Genomic DNA, 19,524 nt, shown 5'->3' on the forward strand with positions numbered 1-19,524 from the left:
CTGTGGATATTTTGTTGGAAAAAAGTCACTTTCCCTTTTCTGGTTTCAGGGAATTTTGGCATTTTTCAGGTTGCCCAAATTTCGGCGGAATATCCAAACCGCCTGCGTAGTGTGTTTCTTTTGTCATGGCGTACTTACATTGGAGCCTTTATGCCAGAAGTCAAGAAAGTACCTATGAGCGCTGCCGTTGCCGCCAGCCTCGGCGCCTTGGTCTCCAGCGCACCGCCTGACGGCGCCTTGGACCTGGCTGTGGCTTGGATCGAGTCGAAGCTTGCGCACGACTACCCCAAGTCCCAGTGGGCTTTCGAGCGTGGCCTTGCTCACGCCAATCAGGAGGCCGAGGCGGCTGCCAAGCAGCGCATCGGCTTGCCCATCAGCACGCCCCTCATGCCTGATGTGACCGACAAGGTCCGTCTCCCGCAATAGCCTTCCCGCTCCCCTAGGGGAGCCACCTTGGAGTCAGACCATGGCCGCCCCGCGCCGCCCCGCGCTCACCACCTCTGTCACCCGCGGCTTGGACAAGCTGCTGCCGACGATTTCCCACCAGATCGACCCGGACTGCGCCAACGCGCTCAAGTTCCTGCACGGCTTGGTCCGGTTCGCCCAGTCCGCAGAGTACGACGCCAAGCGCACCGTAGCGTCCGAGCGCATCCGGGCTGCGAAGGCCAAGCGCCGGGCCGAGGTCCCGGCCGAAGCCACCACCTTGCTCCCCTAGGGGAGCCGGTTATTGAAACTTCGCCGTATCCCGGTAGACACCTCCCTCCGGGATGCCGTAGGCCTTGCCGCTCTCGTCAAAGTCAAAGCGTACGGCGCGACTTTCGCTGCCACCCAAGACACCGACCTTGGCGTACGACCACATGAAGCGCTTGCCGCCATTGGAGATGCTCGACGGCTTACTACCCATGACTTGGATAACCTCCTCGCGGGTCATCCCGTTCTGTACCTTATTGGCGTCACCTACGGTGAACTTTGCCCCATAGGAGGAACAGCCGCCGAGGACTACGGATACAGCCACCGCGAGCATGACTTTGCGCATTGTTCTTCTCCTATGGTTTTGGACGGACAGCATAGCGCAGGGGCCGGCTCGTGTAATTACTCCCTTAGGGGAGCCAGCAAATCAACATCCTCTCCGAGCTTGCCACAGTGCGAGAGGCTGTTCATTTGCCACACCACTTAGGAGTCAGCCACACCATGAACAACCAAGAGTTCTTCACCGCCGCCTTGCTCCACTGCCGCAAGCAGGGCATAGCCTCGATCGACAACTCCGGCAACTGCAAGTACCGCGGCCCCAACCGCTTGGCCTGCGCCGTCGGCGGCATCCTGACGGACGAGGAAGTGCAGCAGGCCGAGGTCGAGCGAGGCCGCATCGAAGGCGGCGTCGCGTCCCTCGTGCTCGACTACGTCCCGCGCTTGGCCAATGTCCGCAGAGATCTGGCGGACAGCATCCAGGCAGCACACGACCACCTCATGCCCGCGCCCGGCTTCATCGACGCGGATGCGACCTTGGCCGACCCCGCCCGATACGGCTTCGCGGAGCGCAGCTTGGCCAACTTCAACACTCGCATGCGCGAGATCGCCAAGTCGTACGGTCTCGTTTTCACCGAGGCTTAACTCCCTAGGGGAGTAAATCAACATCCTCAGCTTGGCTGAGGACTTAGGAGTCAGACCATGAAAACCCTTGGCCTGTCCAGCGAGGAGCATTGCGCTATCTCCGCCGCGATCCTGTCCGGGGCGCTGGCGGAACGCCAAGCCACACTGCGCGCACTCATCGAGCACAACCGCGACCACAGCTCGCTCGCCAACGCCTATGAGCGCGAGCTCGAAGCCTTGGAACGCGCCGCCTCAGTGATCGTCAACGGTGGCCGCTAACCCGCTCCCCTAGGGGAGTAAATCAACATCCTCAGCGTGGCTGAGGATGTTCACTTAGGAGTCAGCATGAACGCACAAGAGATATTCACCAAGGTGGCCACCCACCTACTCACCCAGAAGCAGCAAGCCCGCGGCGACGGCGGAATTGGCTGTCGCTACCGCACCAACCACGGCCTGACCTGCGCAGTCGGCTGCCTGGTCCCCGAGGGCCTGTACGACGCCAGCATGGAGCTCACATCCATCGACGGCGTCATCCAGCGGGCTCGGGACGCCGAACTGCCGCCTAGCCTGAGCAAGTTCATCCTCACCGAACTCGATCCGCACAAGGATCTGTTGGCAGCGCTGCAGTGGGTCCACGACAACCAGATCGTGGACGACTGGGACAGCCACCTCATCCGCGTGGCCAAAACCCACCGCTTGGTCATGCCCACCCTCCCGTGAAACAGGGCGACATCAACGAGGCCATGCGCCTCGCTGGCCTGATGGCCACCGCTCGCTGCGTCCGGCTCACCACGAAGCAGAAGGGTGATCCGGTTGCAATCGCTCAGGTCGAGTTGCGCGTGGTCAAGGCCACTGAGGCCCTGCGCAAGTTCCTCGCCAAGCTCCCCTAGGGGAGCACCACTTCGGAGTTAGCCGTGCGCTACAACCACATGTTCACCATCGCGTTCGAGGTCGTCTCCGACGACAGGAACGGCGAGGACGTCACGGCCCAGCAGCTTGCTGACGCCCTTCGCCAACGTGTAGACCGTGCGCTGCAGGCCGGCGAGTTGCTGGAAGCCGTCGGCGGGCCTGACGATACTTACGAGGTCGACTGAGCCATGCTCCGCCAACTCTCCCTGTTCGCCCTGGTCATCTTCGCCGTAATGGCGCTCATCCTGTGCGCAGCCGCCGGCGTGGCCGGCATGGCAGCGCCGCACCTGGTTGGCGAGGTCCTGCACCTTGCCAAGTCCGCCTGCGCCTTGGCCTTTCTGTCGCTGGCCATCCTCTGCATAGCGGCCGTCTGGATACCGCGCCGCGCCTGAAATGAACAACCTGCTCCCCTAGGGGAGCAACTTAGGAGTCAGCAATGAGCGACACCCCGCAACCCACACCCTCCGCCCGCTGGCGCACCGCCGGCGAGGCCGACCCGTTCGGTGACACGTACCTGTGCGAGCGAGAGGACCTGTGCCTCGGCACCATGTCTGACGACGAGCTGGCAAACGCCGTGTATATGCACAACCACCAAGGTTTCGACGTGCAGGCCGCCCTGCGCGGCGAGCCGTCCTCGATTGTGCTGCTGACCGCAGCCAAGGAACGTATCCGCTGGCTGTCGAGGAAGCTCGAAGAGGCGCTTGCCAACCAGTAACCAACCCTCTCCCCTAGGGGAGCGCAAATCAACATCCTCTCCCGCTGTCCCCGGTCCTAGGACCCGGGACACCACGACCTGACTTTTGCCGGCGTGTCAAGAGAGGATGTTCATTTGCCACACGTTGTTCACTTAGGAGTCAGACCATGATCAGATTCGACCGCCTCCAGCGGCTCGCCCACATACTCAACGACCTCACGCCGGAGCAAGTCGCGCTCGCCAACTGGCAGTCCAGATGCGGCAGCGTGGCTTGCGCCTTGGGCTGGGCGTGCACCGACCTGGAGTTCATCAGGGGAGGGCTGTCGTTTAGCCGCTTAGGCGCTCCGTACTTCGACACCGGCGTCGAAGGCGACCACGACGACGATCGCTACCTCTACGGCTTCAGCGCCGGCGCTGCGTTTTTCGGGCTGGGTGAGGGCAACGGTGATGTGCTCTTTGGCCTGCGGCTGTCCAGCGAGTATGACGACGACGCACCGGAAGGCATTGACGATCGCGACCTGGCCCTGCACCGCATCCGCCGCTTGTTCGAGGACCACGGCCGCGAACTGGTTCTGTAACTCCCCTAGGGGAGCAACTTAGGAGTCAGACATGTGGACCATTCACATGCCGGTGCTTTCCACCGGTCACATCACCTACGAAACCTCGCAGATGCTGCACGCCGCGCACGAGGCGCCCGGCGATTTCCCCGGCGTCACTCTCTGCGCCGAGTACAGCGAGGGCTTCTTCATTTTCATCGTACAGTCCGAGCACCTGCCGGACGACCTGGCAGACATCCTTGAGTGGATGCAGGAGCAGGGCTTCGACGACACCTGGGTACGTCTCGATTCAGACGGCGACCAGGTGGACTTGCCTGTGTACGACTGGGAGGCGGGAAAATGAACATCCCGCCCATCAACATCGTCGACTGGGCGATGGCCCACGGCTATCCGTACCCGGTCGCAGTCTAGCTCCCCTAGGGGAGAGGCGCTCACAGGTGAGATCGCATGCCATACACAAAGACAGTTGCAGTCCCAGAGAATTGGCTAGAGGCGATTGACGGGTTGACCGTGGCGAAAGCTATAGCCTATCTGCAGACCTTAGACCCGGATCACGTGTTGTCCTACTGGCTTGACGGAGATACGCACGGTGTAGATGTGCATGCCGAACTGCAGTACGACGTACCGATGACGAACGACGAGATTTTCGCCCAGCTGTCGGCTCATTACATGCGAGAGATTGGCGTCTATGAACGGGCGCTAAAGGCGCATGTAGAGGCGGGAAACGCCGCTCGGGCGGAAAGCTGCGAGAGCCGGCTAGCCGTTTTGCGATCCAAGCTCGCAGACGCCAAAGCGAAGTACAAGGCCGAATGACGGCGCACCGTTTTAGATCTGCGAGGCACCATCGTAAATAGCTCCCCTAGGGGAGCACCACTTAGGAGTTAGCACGTGAATCAATTCATCATTATCAAGCTCGCCTTCGTTGAGGGACTCGACCCGGAGATCGCCTCGCTAAACACAGCGGCCATCGCCGACACGCTGGAGCACGTCGCCTGCTTGCCGGCCCTTGCGGATGAGGTGCAGGTACTGCACGTCGAGCGGCCTCGCGACTTCGAGTTGGAGCTTGTCGGCCTCGCCAACACCGTGAACTATGAGGCGGTCACCGAAATCGTGGGTAGCCTCGACCTAGAAGCCTGAAATGCTCCCCAAGGAGCAAGGAGTCAGCATGCAAACCTACCGCGTCGTCCTGCTCGACAGGCTCAACGACGATCCTACTGAACAAGACCTAAAAGCCGTCTCGCCCCGCGCTGCAGCAGAGGCGGCCCTTGCCGCGGCCAACGGCCGCGGATCGTTCACCGACGCCCTGGTGATCGAGAACCACGATGGTGCCCTCGGCGAGGAGTACTGGTACCGCGTCTGGCTCGACGGCAGCCTTATCTAGCTCCCCTAGGGGAGTGCTCAGCGACGAAGATGGTGAAGGGGGAACTGGGAAACAACGAAGGTGGTGCCGTTGTTGTCCTGCTTCCAGGCAAACGCCGGGCGCCAAGTGTTCAAATCCGGGGAAGGGAGCCAGAACACGTAAGCGCTACCTCTGAAATCGCCCTCCCATCCCTCATGCTTCGCCGCATCCTTCGCATCGTCGAACGCCTTGACGAATTCGTCGACGGACATCAAGCATGGAGTTCTGGGGTCCAGCTTCCATAGCGCTTCGGTTGAGCCAAAGATCTCAGCAACCTCTGTGACGGTCTGCAGATGGTCCCAACCGAAGTCGATAGGGCTGAGTTCGTACGCATGCCACACCATGATTCACCTCACAAAAAGAAGGTGAGAAGTCTAGCACCAGCCTGCCATTGTGGAGCAGGTTCGGAACCCATAGTAGCGGCTAATCATTGAGCCGTGACTCCCCCAGGGGAACACCACTTAGGAGTTAGTAGTGCGAACCACCCAAGATGAATTCCACGCCATGCGTGACCATGTCGCCGACGGCACCGAGATCGTCATGCGCAACGGTGACGTCCTGATGCTGCGCGCTGTCATGCGGGGCTGGCAGCTGTACGACCAAGGCGGCCGCCCGTTCGGCTTGGCCACCAACTCGGCCCACGTGATCTCGTGCCTCGTCTACTCATACCCGAGCGAGGAGATCTGAGCCGCTCCCCTAGGGGAGACAGTCAGTCTTCCTCTTCAGGGGCAGCGTCGAGATGCGGTAGGGCCAAGGGCGACAGGATGAACGCCTTGCCGTCCGCCTGCCGGAACGCGAATCCCTGGCTCACGTCGTCCTCGACCGGGACCCAAAAGACCACCGGCTCAACGCCGTCATCAATCCAGCCCGCCTCCTTGGCCTCCGCTTTCGCGATGTCGTACATGTCGATGAAGGAGGCGAGCTCGGTGACTGCAGCGAAGCGATCCTGCAGCCTTGCGCGCGCTTCCTGCTTCGCGATCCGCTCGGCAGTCTCAGCGACTGTCAGCAGGCAATCCCAGCTGAAGTCGGTCTGGTTGATGACGTAGTGCGACCAAAACATTCGTTGCTCCCTGCATTTCAGTTTCCAACTGAACTATGACGGCAAGCCATGCAAAAACTTTAGGAGGCAAATCATGGGCTCATGGGCCTACTGCAGCCATCCCGGCTGCGAACAAGGGTTGAGCAAGCCGACTGGTCGAGAGGCCATCGAAGGCGAGCAATACTGCGCCGACGGCCACCGCAACCACGCCAGCATAACGAGGGACGAGTTCATCATCGAGCTTTCCGAGCGCGTGGAGGAACTCGAATCCGAGGTCGCCACCTTGTCGGTCCTGCTGGCACGAGTCGCAGCCGCTCTGACGTTCACGCCTGCACCGGAGGACTCGTGATGAGCCTGTACGTCTGGACACCCGCCGTCAAGCTCTGCATCAAATGCCGCAAGCCTGTCTACGGTAGCTCCGCGCGGCCGATGTGCACCGCTTGCCAACAGAAGGAGGCGCGCAGCCTCCGCAACCGGCTCCCCTAAGGGAGAGACCATGAAACGCAGCATCGAAGACCGCTTGGTCGAGGACCAGAACTTCTACGTCCGAGTCCAGAAGACCAAGCTCAAGCTGCTGGTGATCCTGCTGATCGTCGCAGCAATCAAGCACTTCACTTAGGAGTAAGACCATGAATCGCGAACTACTCATGAAGGCCCGATCCATCGTCGCGGCCATTCCCGAAACCCAGCTCGACCTCTCGAACTGGGTGGCCCGCAACGTGACTGACCCGGAGCAGGTGGAGCCGACGTGCGGCACCCACGCTTGCATCGCAGGCTGGATCGCTGGCTCGAAGCTAATCCCCGGCCTGAGCCTGTACTTGGTCAAGCCGGAATTCGAGCCCGCGATCCTGATGCCCTGGCCGACCGGCCTGCCGATCCCGGCCTTCAGGGAGGGCTACCACGCGTTCAACTGGGTGATCGGCCACCTCGCAGTCCTCTTTGACATCAGCGGCCGAGAGGCCGAGGCGTTGTTCAGCCCGGCTGACTCTGGGGAGTTCGACCGCCAGATCTACCACTACTCGGACACGGCCGAAGACGGCTTGAGCGACAAGCGCCTCGCGCTCGCCCGCTTTGACTACCTGCTCGCCGACGGCTACGTTCCACACGACTGATCAACTCCCCTAGGGGAGTTCCACAGGAGACAGCTTTGATACCCCGCACCCCGCCCGTAATCAGCACCTGATGAACCCGAAACCTCACCGACCTGACCCGGACCCGATATGACGCCGATCACCTTGCCCGAGACCTTCAACATCGACGACCTGCGCCGCACCGTGAACAACGTGGCCGCCACCGACCAGCGCAAGAATGGCGCTGGATTTCTCAGCGCTCGCGCGGAAGCGCACAAGGCTGTACTTCAGGCTTGTGTACGCCAAGCCAAAGACCTCGCCCAGCTGCGCGCAGCGATGCGGTTGATGGTCGATGCGCTGTGATAACCAGCTCCCCTAGGGGAGCAACTTAGGAGTTAGAGATGAAAGAGATTTACGTTGTGCTCGTCCACGGCGAGGACGACAGACCACCACATGCGGACATTGCACGGACAGACCGCGAGGCAGCCAAAATCATGGCACGGATTACTGCACAGGCTTTGCGGGATGCTGACTACGACCTCTCGCTTCGCGAGACATCTGATGGCATGACGATCTATGTCGAGGACGACGAAGGCTACGTGGCCATCGTCGAGGTACAGAGCGCGTGGTTGGAGTAACCGATGGCAGCCTTTTCCGACGTCTGTCGCAATTGCCGCAGCTGCGGCATGGATATGGACATGGAGCCGTACTGTGTCAACCCGGAGGTGCTCGCCTTACGCACCGCCGAGACAGGGCGACAGTACCCATGGGGCCTGGACGTGAACCCTGCGTTCCATGTGTGTAGCGCAAGGTGGTTCCAGCAGCGGGAGTAGGGCAGAGCGCTCCCCTAGGGGAGCGCTGCAAACGAACATCCTCTCCTGCCGAGAGGCTGTCCCTTTGCACACTTAGGAGTCAGACATGCACACCGACAAATATAGCCGCACCTGGCGGTTCAAGCCCAACCACGACGCCGACTGCATGGTGCAGGTGCCGTGGGACGTCATGGCCAAGTTCATGCAGGCAGATCGCATTCTGCTCCAAAGCACCGCCGCCGAGGACTGGATGCTCGCACAGTTCGAAGAGGGCAAGCCCGACTGCTACATCCTCAAGCTGCAAGGGCGCCTCTACACCGGCGCCCGCTACAGCGACCAGCCGAGCGACTACAGCTCGTCCTGCATCATCAGCAAGAGCGTGCTCGACGCGATGGTGTGGCATCTGTACCGAAACGGCGGGACCGCCAACACGCTGGCCATTCTCGATCTGATCGGCCGCCCCGAACAGCCGGCGCAGTGCTGGTAACGCTCCCCTGAGGGAGCACAACCTTGGAGTAAGCCATGGAAACTAACATCGACGGCTACGAGGTCACGCTCGAAGTCGACTGCGGTACCAGCGGCTGCTGGATTCGTAAGGGCCGGCACTCGGCCAGCCTCGAAGTGCTGTCCGGCTTCGGTTTGCTGGAGGACAGCAACGGCAACGAGATCGAAGTACCTAACGCCACGATTCGCAAGATCGAGGAGTGGGCCGACGAGAATGGGTACTGACATGGGCTGCTACGACACAGTCCACTTCCGCTGCCCAGTCTGCGACGAGCCGCTTGAGTTCCAGACCAAGGCCGGCGCCTGCGATCTCAGTGAATACCGCTCCCACAGCGTGCCGCTAGCGATCGCCGACTGCATGGGCGATGCCACCGTATCCTGCACCGCGTGTGTGGCCAAGATTCGGTTCAGGGTGAACCAGAAGCGCGTGCCGGTATTCCCCGAGCTCAAGCAGCCCGACGATGACATCGATTAACGCTCCCCTATTGGAGCACCCCCTAGGAGTCAGCATATGCGACGCATCTATTTCGAAGACCACGGCCAAGACTTCCTGTCCTGGACTGTGGACGACAACGGCACCGTAGTCGACTGCGAACCGTTCCAACTGAGAATTTGGGGAGGGGCGCGAGTCCTGTATCCGCACCTGCTGCGCAAGGGGCACCTCGTGGACTTCGTGCCCAAGTTCGGCGGCCCGGCGAAGACGCTCAACTATCCGGTCGAACGGGTGCAGACCCTGCCGCAGGCCGCGCAGCCCATCCACGCTTGAGGAGTCCACCATGCTGACCCCTGAACAGCAAGCGTTCGTCAAGGACGCCATCGAGCTTGGCAAGCGCCAGATCCTGCTGGAGATGAACTCCGGCCACATCCCACCAACGGTTACCACCTTTGCCGAGCTGCACGACTACGTGGACGCCAATGAGTTCGGCGGCCTGTGCGATGACGGCGGCCCGGCCGACGCCTTGTTCGACCGCGAGACCGACGCAGGGTCGGAGGTCTGGTGCGAGGCATGCAACCAGGTGCAAGCCGCACTGGACGAATTCGTGCGCAACCGAGGGAGCGCGAAGCCGATCCTCGGCAACGCCACCCGCCACCTCGTCTACGGCGACTTCGGCCGCACGTGGATTGAGGTCGGCGACGGCGGAGTGATCCCGCTCGTCACTGGCGGAGCGATTCGCGTGGCGCCGCTGGACGAGGCAGTAGTCGCCGAGTGGAGCGACGCGTTGGGGGCCAGCGATCTGCTCAGCAAGGTGCCCAGCCTCGGCCTCAACCACGGTGGCGGGATCACCGCGCTCACGTGGCAGGAAGCCTACAACCTCGCCGGTGCCTTGATCGCCGCGGCCAACATCGCCCTTTACGGCTGAGCTCCCCTAGGGGAGCAGGAGACTGACATGAACAACCTCTTCAAAGACAAGGACGGCAACCTCGTCCAGATCCACACCGTGCAGTTCGCCCGACAGGGCGGCGGCCCGTTGCTCACCGTATCAGGTGACCAGTTCGCCGAGACCTTCGAGCCGGCCGAGTGGCCGGGCTACCGCTTGGTCAATGTGAGCGGGGATTGGCTGGACGATGACGTCAAGATCCCGGCGTACTGGAACGGCACCTACTGGAACGGTTGGGTGACGCCGATGTTCACAGGGGCGGGCATTGCGCTGCTGGCAGCGCTGATGCCAGAAACCGTTTCGTTCGATGGCGCCGAGGGCGGCGTCTTGGCAGTCCACGACCTGGACAGTGGTGACGTGACTGTGATCGAGCCCAGTGAAATCGAGGTGGACGGCAAACCTGTCAAGGTCTGGTCCTTCGACGGCTGGTGCTGGGACCTCGCAGAGTAACAACCCGCTCCCCTAGGGGAGCAACTTAGGAGTAAGACATGCACAAGATGCCACCGCTGGCAGCAGTCAGCTCGCGCTTCGGTGCCCCGATGGGGCGCCGCGACACACACGCAGACGACCGCGAGAAGCCGCGCCTTTTCCTGCTGGCCCGGCTGGCATGGGTCGACGGTGACTACGATGCTGGAGGCGCCTACTGGGGCTACGCCGAGCGCGAGCACATCTACCGGGCCGTGAGTGAGGACGGTGCGGTGGAGCTTTTCGTCCGTGCCCGGCACATTGACGAGGCGAAGTACTGCGTCCTCGAAGAGTACAACGCCACGTTCGCGTTCGGCGGCGACATCGAGACCTTCATCGAGGCGTACATCGAGTGCGCGCTGTGGAGCAGCACGGATGCCGACGGCGACCCGCTGGACAACTACGCTAGCCCGGAGGACATCGCACCCGAAACGCTGGCCAAGATGCGCGAGGACTGCGTCGACTTCTACGCCGCCAACGAGCAGGATCTGGAGGACTGGGCCGACGATTGCCAAGCCGGGCACGACTTCTGGCTGACACGAAACGGGCACGGCGCCGGCTTCTGGGACCGCGGTCGCGGTGCCCTTGGCCTACGCCTGTCTGATGCGGCGCATGTGTACGGCAGCGTCGACCTGTACGTGGGCGATGACCACCTCATCTACTGCTGCTGATACGACGCTCCCCTAGGGGAGCACCTAGGAGTAAGCCATGTTTCCCGGATTCAACAAGCACGACATCCTCTACAAGAAGTTCCACGCCGAGATCACGGCCTGGAACTGGCCGTCGATCCAGACGCGCTGCGAGCAAGCCATCGAAACCGACCCACACGACAGTAGCATGCGGGTCGGCTACGCCTGGATCGGCACCGTGTTCGGCGTGATGCCCAGCGGCAAGTTCTACATGCCGTGGACCACCAACCAGACCCGCGGCGACGAGCACCGCGACTGCGCCTTCATGGCCGCACTGGAGGACATCGCTGGGGAGTACGGCTTGTTCGTCGGCTCGCCGGAAGGCGCCGACGGCGCGGACATGCACATCGGCTTATCGCAGGCCTATGCACCGCCTGAAGGCTACTTGGACTACAGCGTCTGCGGGAACTGTCTAATTGCTGTGGCCAACGCCGACTACAGCGGCATGGGCGACGAGGAGGAGTACGACGTCAAGGCCGGGCTGGAGTCGCTGGAGGAGCACGGCCCGGCCATCGCCGACGGCGCCGAACTGGGCTTCAGGTGGGCCGACTGTGAGTGCTGCGGCGCCAGGGCTGGCGACCGCTTTCGGCTACTTGTCAAGGCAATCAGGGTGCGGTAGGCAGGGCTGCGTGCAGGGGAGGTACAATTGCGGCCTGTAGATTGTCAATACAATTTAAACTAAAACAGGCCTTTGGGGGAAAGTAATGAAGAACTTGGTTCTAGCGATCGCTCTTGTTGCCACGAGCTCAGCGGCTTTAGCCCAACAAGAGTGGGTACAAGTTGCAGGCAACGAATCGCGGGAGTACACGGTAAAAGCCGGTTCAATCTTGCTTTCGAAAAACAACGCCGGAAAAGAGATCGCTGTTGTGACGGGTCGATCGGTAAACCTGCAAGACAAATCAATTCGTCTTGAGAAGTGGTACGTCAAAACCGCCGATTGCCAGCGGGAGGAAGGCAAGATCTCAACCACCGATTTGTCGGGCAACTTTCTGTATGAGAGTGATTTCGTGTTTGGCGCCGGGAATATTGCCAGCGTAAAGGCAGAGTTCATCTGTGAGGGTTACCGGTACGGTAGATCTAAAGGCATCACGAAGGGTCAGTAAAAGTCCCGTTATCGCAGTACCCACAAACGCCCCTCTTCAGGGGCGTTTTTCTTAGGAGTCAGACCATGAACCGCTTCAACGACGCGCTCGCCATCCAGCAGGGCGCATCCAACCCCAGCGGCGTAGCCCGCGCCTTAGTCCGTGCCATCGACCAGGCCCGCGACGATGGCCTCGACACCGAGGGCATCAAGGCCGACCCGGCTTGCCGCCTAATCTGCCACCAGCTCGCGTTCCTGCTGGGCGTGCCCGCCCTCGACACCCACCTCACCGAGTACAGCCGCCTCGTCGACTTCTGCGAAGCCAGAAAATAGACCGCCAAATCGGCGTCACTGGTCTACCCACGCCTTCACCCTGCCTACCGTACTTTCGTAGAGGTAGGAGCCCGAGATGCCGATCAGAGACAGCAACGTGGCGATGAGGTACTGGCCGAAATATCGTGACGGGGGATACCACATGTGCTCGATGTAGTCGCCCGGGTCCGCGGCAACGAGCATAAAGATGAGATGCAACGCTAGCCCGGCAGGAATCAGCAGGGCGATCTTCCGCCTCGCCTTCGTTGGGGGCGTCTTTCGGGTCAGCCACAGCCCGAGAGCTATCGCGATACCAAGGGTAAGCGTCCACATGACCGCCGTACCGCCAATCCCGCGAATGGCATCAGACGAAGGGTTGAACAGCGCCAAGAGCGCCAATTCACATGCGAACACCGTCGCGGCCACGCAAATCCGGATGACCCACTGCATGAAGTTTCCCTGTCCGAATGTAGATGCGTAGTCTACCCAACCCTGAATCTCATGAAAACCAACTTAGGAGTCAGACCATGGAAAACCTCCTCATCGAGCAGAAGTTCGTCGCGCCCAATGGCGTCAAGCTGTCCCAGCTTGTAGCCTTGAGCAGCATCGGCTACCACCCGCCCGAGTGGCGTGATTGCAAGCTGACGAACTTCGCATGGCCAGCATACGCCTGGCCGGGCGGTTACCCCATCTTCTACCAGACCGGCGACCACGGCGTGCTGTGCCCCGTCTGCGCCAACCTCAACCTTCCCTTAACCCTGTTGGACGACCCGCAGTGGCAGATCGTTGCCGCGGACGTCAACTGGGAAGACCACCACCTTTACTGCGACCACTGCTCGAACAAGGTTCCGAGCGCCTACGGAGAAGAACAATGAAGAAACTCGCATCCATCGCCGCCACGCTGTTGGCCGGGTCCGTCCGCGACGGCCTGATGGAGATGTCTGACGTGCAGCGCATGTCCCGCGGCGAGCCGCCGCTGTATGCCAAGGAGGACGTCTACCGGCCGCGCACCCGCCTGACCAAGACGAGCACCAAGCCGGCCGACCGCGCCAAGGAGAAGGCCCGTCGCAAGGCCAGGGCGCTTGCTCGCCGGAAGTGAACAACCCGCTCCCCTAGGGGAGCAACTTTGGAGTTAGCAATGACTGTATTCGAGAACCATGGCCTGTGCTGCCCGAAGTGCGGCCGTGACGCCAACCTGCGCGTCCAAGCGACAGTGCTGGTTGAGCTAACTGGCGCCGGCTGCATCACTCAAGGCGACACAGAGTGGCTCCCGGAGAGCGGCGCGTACTGCAACAACTGCCAGACCGATCTCACCGTGGCCCAACTCTCAGGCCGGGAGGCGCAGATGGCTCACCTGTTGCGAGGGCTGTATGAGGCCGGCGAACTGGCCCCGTTCGATCTGGACCGCATCGAGGAGCTCCTGGACGACCGCACGTGAACAACCCGCTTCCGCTACTTGCTGGGCCGTATGGGTGGGGAGCCTGCCGGTACGCCAGCATCTCCCTCCACGCGGAAGACGACCTCAATGACGATGCGGTCGCGGCCGTGCTGCGCAAGTACAGCTGCCACCCGCCGGCGATCCCACGAATCTTGAACTGCCTGCGCTATAGCAACAGGTACGACTGTTATCTGCAGTACAGCTGGTTCAGGAGTCAGCACGAAGAGTGCCGCGCAGAGCTTGCCGATGTAGGGATTCAGCTCGTCATCAACTTCTTCAAGAATTTCGACCGCTACAGCCCGCTCCCCTAGGGGAGCACTTTGGAGTTAGTCATGACCACTACCCGCCACGAGTTTGAGGAGCGCGTTGAACGCGCTGTGCTCAACGCCCTCGACGAGGTCGCCGAGAACACATTCGGCCAGCCGCGGTCGGGTTGGACAGACGCCGAGATCCCGGCTCTGGCCCCCGCTATCCGCAACCACGCCAAGCGCGTGTTCCAGCGCTTGACTATCCACACTTCGGAGTAAGTCATGAACCCCTACCGCAAGTTGCTCGCCGCCGCCATTTCCCGCAATTCCGGCTACTGCGATCGCCACAGCCGCTGGCCGCTCGAATTCGACGTCGCGCTGGACTACGTCGACCTTGATCGCGAACACATCGAGGCCCTCGCTGTGCAGGACCACGGTGTCACGAAGGCACAAGTCGACGCGACCCGCGGCTTAGTCGAGTGGGACCCGGAAAGTGAATGGACGGATATCCAGTCGCACATGCACGACGGCCTCAATGACGACGATGGCAACCGCACGTACTCGCTGACTACGGCCGCGCGCTTCGGCTTGCCGTACTTCAACCAGCGCGTGAACTACAAGCGCCGCACGACCGAGTGTGCCTATTTCCCGGCCAAGCTGCCGGGCTGGACTGTCAACCCCTACACCTGCAAGTACTTCAACGTCGACTTCGCCCTCGTCGGCCGCGGCGGCAAGCACCTGGTCGTGGAGGAATTCGAGGGCATCTCACTGCGCGGCTGGTCTGCCGACGATCTGGCGGATGCACTGCTCAGCGATGAGCAGTGCCACTACCACCGGTTCACGAACAAGTGGTGCCAGAAGCTACTGGCAATGGTCGGCGAGTGGACCGAGCACTTCACGTCTCGCTCTGCCAGCGCCGAGATGGAATACCAGGCGGCTTTCCGGTATGCGCAGCAAGTCAACGATGCGCTCGACTCGGACGAGTTCGCATCGAAGCTGTACGCCGTACGGAACGACCTCTGCACGGCTTGATCAATCGCTCCCCTAGGGGTGCAACACTTTGGAGTTAGTCATGACCCGAACCACTGAAACCGTGGATGAACGCGCTCGCCGGCTCGTCGAGCAAGAGGTACTCATTTGCCTGTCCTCCCTGATTTTCGAACTGGGCAAGGTGTCCTCTGAACTGGGCATCGAGGACGAGATCCAGGAACTCAGTTACCGCGAGGACTACGAGGAACCAGTCGAGGACCACCTGCGCGGTCTCGATCGCGAAGAACTGGTTCAACTGCTCGAAGACGCTGGCTTCCAGTGCTATGACCACGAGAGCGACAGCCAGTTGGCCACCGCATATATCGATCACCTCAAGACCGAAGACGAGTTGCGCAGCTTTGCGGATGACAACCGCATCGACCCATATAGCGTGGACGTGTACGAGCACTGGGCGATCACCAGCTACCTCGCTCGCAAGCTGCGGGATCAAGGTGAGAGCGTCGTCGAGATGTTCAATATGACCATCTGGGCACGCTGCACCACCGGCCAGTCCATCTACATGGACGGCGTCATGCAGCGTATCGCCGAAGACCTGCTGTCCGACTGAGCGGTATGAAAGACGCCAAAGCAGCTTGCTTGCGGCTGCTGGCCGCACACGGCCAGCTGCTGCGGCACAACCGGCACCAGGTGTACCGGTTCTTCGATCGCAACATCACCATCACCAACACCCGTACGGACTTCCGCGGCTGGCGCAACAAGCTCTGCGAGCTGCGCCGGATTCAGCGGGAGGCTTGTATGCAGGAGTTCAAATGAACAAATTCACCATGCCGGTCACAGCCGCCGACGTCGCCCGCGAGCGCAGGGAGGGCGAGACGATGTGGCAGACCAAGGAGCGCCTGGAGAAAGAGGGAAAGCGCAAGTACCTTCTCCAGGCGTGGATGCCCGACTTCGAGGCGGTGCGCGACAAGCGCATGTCTGAGCTGACGGGAGCCCAGAAGGGGGACGCATACGAGCTCTGGCTTCGTGAGCAAATGGACCACATGGCGCCGTATTACCAGGAGCACTTGCTGTTTCTGCTGGAGCGGATCGACGCGGTGCGAGAGGCTGCTTACGCGGTAACTCAAACGCCGCGCAATGCGCCAGAAGGGTGGCAGCTTGTCCCTGACCGCTCGTCCGACGCGTGGGCCGCTGCGCTGATGCAACTACAACCGATCCGGCTAAACGCGGCGATGCAAGGCATTAGGGCCGTGCTCGCGACGGCGCCGAAGCACACAGCGGAGAGCAAATGAACAACAACCAAATCACCCACACCCTCTACGAGAAGGGCGACCCCGACGCGCCGGATTCCATCAAGGACCGCAACGGCGACATCGCGCTCAGGCAGTGCAAGAACTGCGGCCGCGGTGAGTTCGAGCTTGCAGAGCCGTGCACACCCGGCATCCCGTATGACGACGTGCTGAACGAGGCCGCGTGGGCCTTCGTTGAGGCTATGCCGTTCGTCCTGAGCGGCGAGATGTTCAACCACGTCAAGCCAGCGCTCAAGTTCGCCATCGAGAAGTGGTTGTCTGAGCAGTCGGAGCCCAACCCGGTGGAGGCCATCGACGCCGAGTTCGATGCGGCCGAGGCAAGTGCCGATCCTCGTGCGGTCGACACCCTGGTGGAGGCGCTCGACCAGATGCTGCAGGCGCGAGGCTTGACTATCGTGCCGGCGGAGGAGCTTGCCGGCGAAGTGCGCGAATTGAGCGCCGCCTTGCTCGACGAGCAGCAGCGCTTGGAATGGCTGATGCAGAAGGTGAACTGCGACGAGATCGGCGACGAGATCCAGATCCCATTCGGGCTCAGCCTCGGCCGCCACTTCGACGAGTTTCGCAGGCAGATTGATCAGGCAAAGGGAAATAACCAATGAACAACGATAAAGACCGCGTGGCCTTCGAGGCCGCGTACCGCGCGCACTTCGAGGAGCATCGAGGCCGCGCCCTCAGCCCAGAGGATATGGCCAGCATGCGAGACGGAGACGGTTACGGACAGCGCCCGTACCTGAACGGCATGTGGCAGGGCTGGAAGCTGCGTGACGCCCGCCCTGTCGCCGCGCCCGACACGACCGACGCGGACATCGCCGCTGCTGAGGAGCGCGCAGCGCTGTACGACGATGACCCTCGACAAGACATCAAGACGGACGTGATGAATGCCTTCTATGCGGGAACCGCACATGCCCGTGAACTCTTGGCCGTTGACAAGGGCGACGCCGAGAAGTACCGAGCGCTGCTGTCGCACTGGTGGGAACTGAAGGTGAAGTTTGGTGACCGCAACGACCCGCGCGAGATCCGCGCAGTGTTCCGCGTCAGCACTGAGGTTAGCCACTCCGGCAAAGCGGAGCTCGACAAACTGGTGACGGACTTCTGTACCGCCGCGCAACAGGAGAGGGACACCAAATGAACAACCTCCCAACCGAAGCAATGATCGACGCGGCCCGCCCGCTCTTCCTCGCGCTCGAAGCAGGCGCGACCTCGATCGAGGACGTGCGTGAGCAAATCAGCCGCGGAGGCCGTACACCGATCGACCACCTTCCCAAGTGGTTCCGGGAAGGACGAGGACACTTGACCAAGTCAGGCAGGGCGGAGATCGCTTGGCGGCTGATGCGCGCGCAGGAGCCTGTCCCTTCGCGGTCCACCGACGAAGCCAAGCTGCGCCAGATGCTTGCTTTCCAGGCCGCCGGGGCGATGCTCTACACCGACGACGGTGAGCTGCAGGACAACCGCGCCTTCCCGCAGATCGACTTCAAGCGGGACCCGGTGGACCTGATCCTGCGCAAGATGCGGAAGCGCACTCTTGCAGAGGCTGAGCAACTGCTGGGGGCCGACGATGGACTGGCGCACTAAAGACCTCGTCAGGATGGCCCACCAGGCCGATCTGGAAGTCATCGGCCACTACAGGAAGGGCGTGCGGTTCTACGCCGACACACGTGCGCCCAACGGCGTCGAGATGACGTTCTCGTTGAGCAGCGGGCGTCCCGAGGATACGCGGGGAGACCTGAACGAACTCTCCAGGATGAAGCGCTTCGCCCGAAGCAACCCCGCGCCTCAGCGCGTGCCAGTGACGCCGCCGGTCGTCGAACAACCCAAGGAAGAACCGGCAAAGCCCACCGCACAGGCCACCGTAACAAAGACCAAGACTCTGACCATGAGCAAAGCCAAGATCGTGAACCAACCCCAGACCCCGGCCAGCCAGACGGGCCTCACACAAGCACATGACCTAACGCCCACTGAGTTCTATCGCCTTTGTGAGTGGATCAAGGTGCAACCGCTGGCCAACATCCCGTCATTCGAAGGCATGGCCATGCTGGCGTCGAAGCATGCCGGCCGAGGGCTTGCCGACAGTACTGTACGCGAAGCGATGGCCGCGACTGGGATCGAGGAGCCGGAGCACTGGAACCCGCCCAAGGAGCCGCACATCATCGTGGCGCTCGAACTGGAGAAGTTCATGAAGTCGCTCGGCGCGGAGCCGTCCGAGGCGTTTCTGAACCTGCTTAAGCCAGCGGCAAAGGCGGGTACAGCCCATGTCTAACACCTTTCGCTACTACGTCCCCGAGCAGGGCGAAACGGCCGCTGACGCGAAGACCTTCACCACCATCTGGGACGAGGACGCCATCGACTACGTCGCCGAATCGGCGGCGGCGCACGAGCACAACACCCGCTTCGTTTGGGCGAATGAGTGGCCGATGACGCTCGTGTTGCTCGACGAAGCCAACGAGGAACTGGGGCGCTTCCGCGTGAGCATGGCCCTCGTGCCGGAGTTCGACGCTCATCCGGTGAAGGAGCCGGCCGCATGACGCCCACCGAGTACCTGCTCACCCAGTTGGCTGACGAGTGTCTCGGCGTCGCGGCGGCTTGCCATAAGGCCATGCTGTACGGCTTGACTGAGGGCGTGCCTGGTACGCATCGCACCAACCAGGGTGACATAGCGAGCCGCATGAACGACGTACGTGCTGTGCTGACCTTGCTCAAGGACGTGAAAGTCGATATCCCATTCGATCGGGAACACATCACCGCCAAGCAGGAGAAGACCGTGCACCAGATCGGCCGCGCAATCGACCGCGGCATCGTGCACCTCGCCCATTCACCTACACGTCCAAGCGGCCAACGCTCCGCGTGATGATGTTGGCGGCCAGGGCAATGCCAAACGACTCGGCTTCAGCCACAGAGGGGAACGGCTGTTCTACGGGAAACCACTGGGCGTCCCCTGGCGGAAGCTGCCGTACACGAAACACGTATAGGTCTAAGGCAAAGCCCGACTCTGCGGGCGCGACGCGTGCAATGAATTGGTAGTCGTCGATCTGTCGAATCTTCAC

The 19,524-nt window shown here is 61.7% G+C and carries 49 protein-coding genes; 45 read left to right on the forward strand and 4 right to left on the reverse strand.

All coding sequences use genetic code 11. The features are described 5' to 3' along the window. Nucleotides 1-174 precede the first annotated feature (174 nt). Entirely contained in the window at nucleotides 175-426 is a 252-nt protein-coding gene (locus AC07XB_RS00305) for a hypothetical protein (RefSeq protein ID WP_492828393.1), read from the forward strand. A gap of 40 nt (nucleotides 427-466) precedes the next feature. Beyond that, a complete protein-coding gene (locus AC07XB_RS00310) occupies nucleotides 467-715 on the forward strand; it encodes a hypothetical protein (protein ID WP_492828395.1) in 249 nt (82 codons plus the stop codon). A 9-nt stretch (nucleotides 716-724) separates the two neighbouring features. Here the strand turns inward: AC07XB_RS00310 and AC07XB_RS00315 are convergent, their stop codons facing one another. Continuing rightward, nucleotides 725-1,036: an outer membrane protein assembly factor BamE gene (locus AC07XB_RS00315; RefSeq protein ID WP_253933265.1), complete on the reverse strand. Its 312-nt coding sequence runs from the start codon at nucleotides 1,034-1,036 to the stop codon at nucleotides 725-727. A gap of 155 nt (nucleotides 1,037-1,191) precedes the next feature. On the opposite strand from AC07XB_RS00315, the gene AC07XB_RS00320 reads away from it, so the two are divergent. The 12 genes from AC07XB_RS00320 (at nucleotide 1,192) to AC07XB_RS00375 (ending at nucleotide 5,131) form a co-directional block, all read left to right on the forward strand. Further along, nucleotides 1,192-1,611 (forward strand): hypothetical protein, encoded by a 420-nt coding sequence (locus AC07XB_RS00320; protein WP_492828397.1) that lies wholly within the window; start codon nucleotides 1,192-1,194, stop codon nucleotides 1,609-1,611. 57 nt (nucleotides 1,612-1,668) lie between these two features. Next, entirely contained in the window at nucleotides 1,669-1,869 is a 201-nt protein-coding gene (locus AC07XB_RS00325; RefSeq protein ID WP_492828399.1) for a hypothetical protein, read from the forward strand. Between the two features lie 66 nt (nucleotides 1,870-1,935). Further along, the gene (locus AC07XB_RS00330) at nucleotides 1,936-2,310 is read left to right on the forward strand and encodes a hypothetical protein (RefSeq protein WP_492828401.1); all 375 of its coding nucleotides are present in this window, start codon (nucleotides 1,936-1,938) and stop codon (nucleotides 2,308-2,310) included. Beyond that, nucleotides 2,307-2,480, forward strand: a complete 174-nt coding sequence (locus AC07XB_RS00335; protein ID WP_492828403.1) for a hypothetical protein — start codon at nucleotides 2,307-2,309, stop codon at nucleotides 2,478-2,480. The genes AC07XB_RS00330 and AC07XB_RS00335 overlap by 4 nt, the downstream gene beginning before the upstream one ends. Before the next feature lie 24 nt (nucleotides 2,481-2,504). Then, a complete protein-coding gene (locus AC07XB_RS00340) occupies nucleotides 2,505-2,684 on the forward strand; it encodes a hypothetical protein (protein WP_492828405.1) in 180 nt (59 codons plus the stop codon). Between the two features lie 3 nt (nucleotides 2,685-2,687). After that, nucleotides 2,688-2,891, forward strand: coding sequence for a hypothetical protein (locus AC07XB_RS00345; RefSeq protein ID WP_492828407.1), 204 nt, complete (start codon nucleotides 2,688-2,690; stop codon nucleotides 2,889-2,891). Between the two features lie 44 nt (nucleotides 2,892-2,935). Continuing rightward, nucleotides 2,936-3,214: a hypothetical protein gene (locus AC07XB_RS00350; protein ID WP_492828409.1), complete on the forward strand. Its 279-nt coding sequence runs from the start codon at nucleotides 2,936-2,938 to the stop codon at nucleotides 3,212-3,214. Between the two features lie 146 nt (nucleotides 3,215-3,360). Continuing rightward, nucleotides 3,361-3,771, forward strand: coding sequence for a hypothetical protein (locus tag AC07XB_RS00355; protein ID WP_492828411.1), 411 nt, complete (start codon nucleotides 3,361-3,363; stop codon nucleotides 3,769-3,771). 31 nt (nucleotides 3,772-3,802) lie between these two features. Further along, the gene (locus AC07XB_RS00360) at nucleotides 3,803-4,093 is read left to right on the forward strand and encodes a DUF5983 family protein (protein WP_492828413.1); all 291 of its coding nucleotides are present in this window, start codon (nucleotides 3,803-3,805) and stop codon (nucleotides 4,091-4,093) included. A 104-nt stretch (nucleotides 4,094-4,197) separates the two neighbouring features. Continuing rightward, nucleotides 4,198-4,563 (forward strand): hypothetical protein, encoded by a 366-nt coding sequence (locus AC07XB_RS00365; RefSeq protein WP_492828415.1) that lies wholly within the window; start codon nucleotides 4,198-4,200, stop codon nucleotides 4,561-4,563. Nucleotides 4,564-4,638: 75 nt separating this feature from the next. Further along, entirely contained in the window at nucleotides 4,639-4,887 is a 249-nt protein-coding gene (locus AC07XB_RS00370; RefSeq protein WP_492828417.1) for a hypothetical protein, read from the forward strand. Nucleotides 4,888-4,915: 28 nt separating this feature from the next. Beyond that, the gene (locus AC07XB_RS00375; RefSeq protein ID WP_492828419.1) at nucleotides 4,916-5,131 is read left to right on the forward strand and encodes a hypothetical protein; all 216 of its coding nucleotides are present in this window, start codon (nucleotides 4,916-4,918) and stop codon (nucleotides 5,129-5,131) included. Nucleotides 5,132-5,148: 17 nt separating this feature from the next. Here the strand turns inward: AC07XB_RS00375 and AC07XB_RS00380 are convergent, their stop codons facing one another. Further along, on the reverse strand, nucleotides 5,149-5,493 hold the full coding sequence (locus tag AC07XB_RS00380; protein ID WP_492828421.1) for a hypothetical protein: 345 nt from the start codon (nucleotides 5,491-5,493) through the stop codon (nucleotides 5,149-5,151). 130 nt (nucleotides 5,494-5,623) lie between these two features. On the opposite strand from AC07XB_RS00380, the gene AC07XB_RS00385 reads away from it, so the two are divergent. After that, nucleotides 5,624-5,836: a hypothetical protein gene (locus AC07XB_RS00385; protein ID WP_492828423.1), complete on the forward strand. Its 213-nt coding sequence runs from the start codon at nucleotides 5,624-5,626 to the stop codon at nucleotides 5,834-5,836. Nucleotides 5,837-5,858: 22 nt separating this feature from the next. Here AC07XB_RS00385 and AC07XB_RS00390 read toward each other — a convergent pair whose 3' ends face one another. Continuing rightward, a complete protein-coding gene (locus tag AC07XB_RS00390) occupies nucleotides 5,859-6,209 on the reverse strand; it encodes a hypothetical protein (RefSeq protein WP_492828424.1) in 351 nt (116 codons plus the stop codon). Nucleotides 6,210-6,282: 73 nt separating this feature from the next. Here AC07XB_RS00390 and AC07XB_RS00395 point away from each other — a divergent pair, with 73 nt between their 5' ends. The 15 genes from AC07XB_RS00395 (at nucleotide 6,283) to AC07XB_RS00465 (ending at nucleotide 12,521) form a co-directional block, all read left to right on the forward strand. Then, the gene (locus tag AC07XB_RS00395) at nucleotides 6,283-6,537 is read left to right on the forward strand and encodes a hypothetical protein (protein ID WP_493688012.1); all 255 of its coding nucleotides are present in this window, start codon (nucleotides 6,283-6,285) and stop codon (nucleotides 6,535-6,537) included. 147 nt (nucleotides 6,538-6,684) lie between these two features. After that, entirely contained in the window at nucleotides 6,685-6,807 is a 123-nt protein-coding gene (locus tag AC07XB_RS00400; RefSeq protein ID WP_492828426.1) for a hypothetical protein, read from the forward strand. Nucleotides 6,808-6,817: 10 nt separating this feature from the next. Further along, nucleotides 6,818-7,300, forward strand: a complete 483-nt coding sequence (locus AC07XB_RS00405; RefSeq protein WP_492828428.1) for a hypothetical protein — start codon at nucleotides 6,818-6,820, stop codon at nucleotides 7,298-7,300. Between the two features lie 108 nt (nucleotides 7,301-7,408). Continuing rightward, nucleotides 7,409-7,621, forward strand: coding sequence for a hypothetical protein (locus AC07XB_RS00410; protein ID WP_253927113.1), 213 nt, complete (start codon nucleotides 7,409-7,411; stop codon nucleotides 7,619-7,621). Between the two features lie 38 nt (nucleotides 7,622-7,659). Then, the gene (locus AC07XB_RS00415) at nucleotides 7,660-7,896 is read left to right on the forward strand and encodes a hypothetical protein (RefSeq protein ID WP_492828430.1); all 237 of its coding nucleotides are present in this window, start codon (nucleotides 7,660-7,662) and stop codon (nucleotides 7,894-7,896) included. 280 nt (nucleotides 7,897-8,176) lie between these two features. Continuing rightward, complete coding sequence (locus tag AC07XB_RS00420) at nucleotides 8,177-8,557, forward strand: hypothetical protein (RefSeq protein ID WP_492828432.1); 381 nt, start codon at nucleotides 8,177-8,179, stop codon at nucleotides 8,555-8,557. A 35-nt stretch (nucleotides 8,558-8,592) separates the two neighbouring features. Next, nucleotides 8,593-8,799, forward strand: a complete 207-nt coding sequence (locus tag AC07XB_RS00425; protein ID WP_492828434.1) for a hypothetical protein — start codon at nucleotides 8,593-8,595, stop codon at nucleotides 8,797-8,799. Further along, nucleotides 8,789-9,049, forward strand: a complete 261-nt coding sequence (locus AC07XB_RS00430) for a hypothetical protein (protein ID WP_492828436.1) — start codon at nucleotides 8,789-8,791, stop codon at nucleotides 9,047-9,049. The genes AC07XB_RS00425 and AC07XB_RS00430 overlap by 11 nt, the downstream gene beginning before the upstream one ends. A 36-nt stretch (nucleotides 9,050-9,085) precedes the next feature. Beyond that, complete coding sequence (locus tag AC07XB_RS00435; protein ID WP_492828438.1) at nucleotides 9,086-9,340, forward strand: hypothetical protein; 255 nt, start codon at nucleotides 9,086-9,088, stop codon at nucleotides 9,338-9,340. A gap of 10 nt (nucleotides 9,341-9,350) precedes the next feature. Next, nucleotides 9,351-9,935 carry a hypothetical protein gene (locus AC07XB_RS00440; protein WP_492828440.1) on the forward strand — a complete coding sequence of 195 codons (585 nt, stop codon included), beginning with the start codon at nucleotides 9,351-9,353 and terminating at the stop codon, nucleotides 9,933-9,935. 27 nt (nucleotides 9,936-9,962) lie between these two features. Continuing rightward, nucleotides 9,963-10,403 carry a hypothetical protein gene (locus AC07XB_RS00445; protein ID WP_492828442.1) on the forward strand — a complete coding sequence of 147 codons (441 nt, stop codon included), beginning with the start codon at nucleotides 9,963-9,965 and terminating at the stop codon, nucleotides 10,401-10,403. 38 nt (nucleotides 10,404-10,441) lie between these two features. Next, the gene (locus AC07XB_RS00450) at nucleotides 10,442-11,089 is read left to right on the forward strand and encodes a hypothetical protein (protein ID WP_492828444.1); all 648 of its coding nucleotides are present in this window, start codon (nucleotides 10,442-10,444) and stop codon (nucleotides 11,087-11,089) included. Between the two features lie 37 nt (nucleotides 11,090-11,126). Next, nucleotides 11,127-11,726, forward strand: a complete 600-nt coding sequence (locus AC07XB_RS00455) for a hypothetical protein (RefSeq protein ID WP_492828446.1) — start codon at nucleotides 11,127-11,129, stop codon at nucleotides 11,724-11,726. 85 nt (nucleotides 11,727-11,811) lie between these two features. After that, nucleotides 11,812-12,210, forward strand: a complete 399-nt coding sequence (locus AC07XB_RS00460; protein WP_492828448.1) for a hypothetical protein — start codon at nucleotides 11,812-11,814, stop codon at nucleotides 12,208-12,210. A gap of 65 nt (nucleotides 12,211-12,275) precedes the next feature. Then, nucleotides 12,276-12,521 carry a hypothetical protein gene (locus tag AC07XB_RS00465; protein WP_492828450.1) on the forward strand — a complete coding sequence of 82 codons (246 nt, stop codon included), beginning with the start codon at nucleotides 12,276-12,278 and terminating at the stop codon, nucleotides 12,519-12,521. 15 nt (nucleotides 12,522-12,536) lie between these two features. Here the strand turns inward: AC07XB_RS00465 and AC07XB_RS00470 are convergent, their stop codons facing one another. Next, nucleotides 12,537-12,950 (reverse strand): hypothetical protein, encoded by a 414-nt coding sequence (locus AC07XB_RS00470; RefSeq protein ID WP_492828452.1) that lies wholly within the window; start codon nucleotides 12,948-12,950, stop codon nucleotides 12,537-12,539. A 77-nt stretch (nucleotides 12,951-13,027) separates the two neighbouring features. Here AC07XB_RS00470 and AC07XB_RS00475 point away from each other — a divergent pair, with 77 nt between their 5' ends. The 15 genes from AC07XB_RS00475 to AC07XB_RS00545 are packed head-to-tail and all read left to right on the forward strand — an operon-like array spanning nucleotide 13,028 to nucleotide 19,328. After that, nucleotides 13,028-13,375 carry a hypothetical protein gene (locus AC07XB_RS00475; protein WP_492828454.1) on the forward strand — a complete coding sequence of 116 codons (348 nt, stop codon included), beginning with the start codon at nucleotides 13,028-13,030 and terminating at the stop codon, nucleotides 13,373-13,375. Next, nucleotides 13,372-13,599 carry a hypothetical protein gene (locus AC07XB_RS00480; RefSeq protein WP_492828456.1) on the forward strand — a complete coding sequence of 76 codons (228 nt, stop codon included), beginning with the start codon at nucleotides 13,372-13,374 and terminating at the stop codon, nucleotides 13,597-13,599. Before AC07XB_RS00475 ends, AC07XB_RS00480 begins: the two co-directional genes overlap by 4 nt. A gap of 39 nt (nucleotides 13,600-13,638) precedes the next feature. After that, nucleotides 13,639-13,938: a hypothetical protein gene (locus tag AC07XB_RS00485; RefSeq protein WP_492828458.1), complete on the forward strand. Its 300-nt coding sequence runs from the start codon at nucleotides 13,639-13,641 to the stop codon at nucleotides 13,936-13,938. Then, nucleotides 13,935-14,249, forward strand: a complete 315-nt coding sequence (locus AC07XB_RS00490; protein WP_492828460.1) for a hypothetical protein — start codon at nucleotides 13,935-13,937, stop codon at nucleotides 14,247-14,249. Before AC07XB_RS00485 ends, AC07XB_RS00490 begins: the two co-directional genes overlap by 4 nt. A gap of 21 nt (nucleotides 14,250-14,270) precedes the next feature. Beyond that, nucleotides 14,271-14,465 carry a hypothetical protein gene (locus tag AC07XB_RS00495; protein WP_492828462.1) on the forward strand — a complete coding sequence of 65 codons (195 nt, stop codon included), beginning with the start codon at nucleotides 14,271-14,273 and terminating at the stop codon, nucleotides 14,463-14,465. Between the two features lie 3 nt (nucleotides 14,466-14,468). Further along, a complete protein-coding gene (locus AC07XB_RS00500; protein WP_492828464.1) occupies nucleotides 14,469-15,218 on the forward strand; it encodes a hypothetical protein in 750 nt (249 codons plus the stop codon). 40 nt (nucleotides 15,219-15,258) lie between these two features. Continuing rightward, nucleotides 15,259-15,783 (forward strand): hypothetical protein, encoded by a 525-nt coding sequence (locus tag AC07XB_RS00505; RefSeq protein WP_492828466.1) that lies wholly within the window; start codon nucleotides 15,259-15,261, stop codon nucleotides 15,781-15,783. A gap of 5 nt (nucleotides 15,784-15,788) precedes the next feature. Then, on the forward strand, nucleotides 15,789-15,989 hold the full coding sequence (locus tag AC07XB_RS00510) for a hypothetical protein (RefSeq protein ID WP_492828468.1): 201 nt from the start codon (nucleotides 15,789-15,791) through the stop codon (nucleotides 15,987-15,989). Further along, complete coding sequence (locus tag AC07XB_RS00515) at nucleotides 15,986-16,465, forward strand: hypothetical protein (protein WP_492828470.1); 480 nt, start codon at nucleotides 15,986-15,988, stop codon at nucleotides 16,463-16,465. The genes AC07XB_RS00510 and AC07XB_RS00515 overlap by 4 nt, the downstream gene beginning before the upstream one ends. Continuing rightward, nucleotides 16,462-17,082: a hypothetical protein gene (locus AC07XB_RS00520; protein ID WP_492828472.1), complete on the forward strand. Its 621-nt coding sequence runs from the start codon at nucleotides 16,462-16,464 to the stop codon at nucleotides 17,080-17,082. Before AC07XB_RS00515 ends, AC07XB_RS00520 begins: the two co-directional genes overlap by 4 nt. Beyond that, a complete protein-coding gene (locus tag AC07XB_RS00525) occupies nucleotides 17,079-17,612 on the forward strand; it encodes a hypothetical protein (protein ID WP_492828474.1) in 534 nt (177 codons plus the stop codon). The genes AC07XB_RS00520 and AC07XB_RS00525 overlap by 4 nt, the downstream gene beginning before the upstream one ends. Next, nucleotides 17,609-18,055 carry a hypothetical protein gene (locus AC07XB_RS00530; protein ID WP_492828476.1) on the forward strand — a complete coding sequence of 149 codons (447 nt, stop codon included), beginning with the start codon at nucleotides 17,609-17,611 and terminating at the stop codon, nucleotides 18,053-18,055. The genes AC07XB_RS00525 and AC07XB_RS00530 overlap by 4 nt, the downstream gene beginning before the upstream one ends. Continuing rightward, nucleotides 18,039-18,740, forward strand: coding sequence for a hypothetical protein (locus AC07XB_RS00535; protein WP_492828478.1), 702 nt, complete (start codon nucleotides 18,039-18,041; stop codon nucleotides 18,738-18,740). Before AC07XB_RS00530 ends, AC07XB_RS00535 begins: the two co-directional genes overlap by 17 nt. Continuing rightward, nucleotides 18,733-19,005, forward strand: coding sequence for a hypothetical protein (locus AC07XB_RS00540; protein WP_492828480.1), 273 nt, complete (start codon nucleotides 18,733-18,735; stop codon nucleotides 19,003-19,005). The genes AC07XB_RS00535 and AC07XB_RS00540 overlap by 8 nt, the downstream gene beginning before the upstream one ends. Next, complete coding sequence (locus AC07XB_RS00545; protein ID WP_492828482.1) at nucleotides 19,002-19,328, forward strand: hypothetical protein; 327 nt, start codon at nucleotides 19,002-19,004, stop codon at nucleotides 19,326-19,328. Before AC07XB_RS00540 ends, AC07XB_RS00545 begins: the two co-directional genes overlap by 4 nt. The last annotated feature ends 196 nt before the right edge of the window (nucleotides 19,329-19,524 follow it).

The organism is Cupriavidus sp. GW821-FHT02F09, from assembly GCF_059421605.1.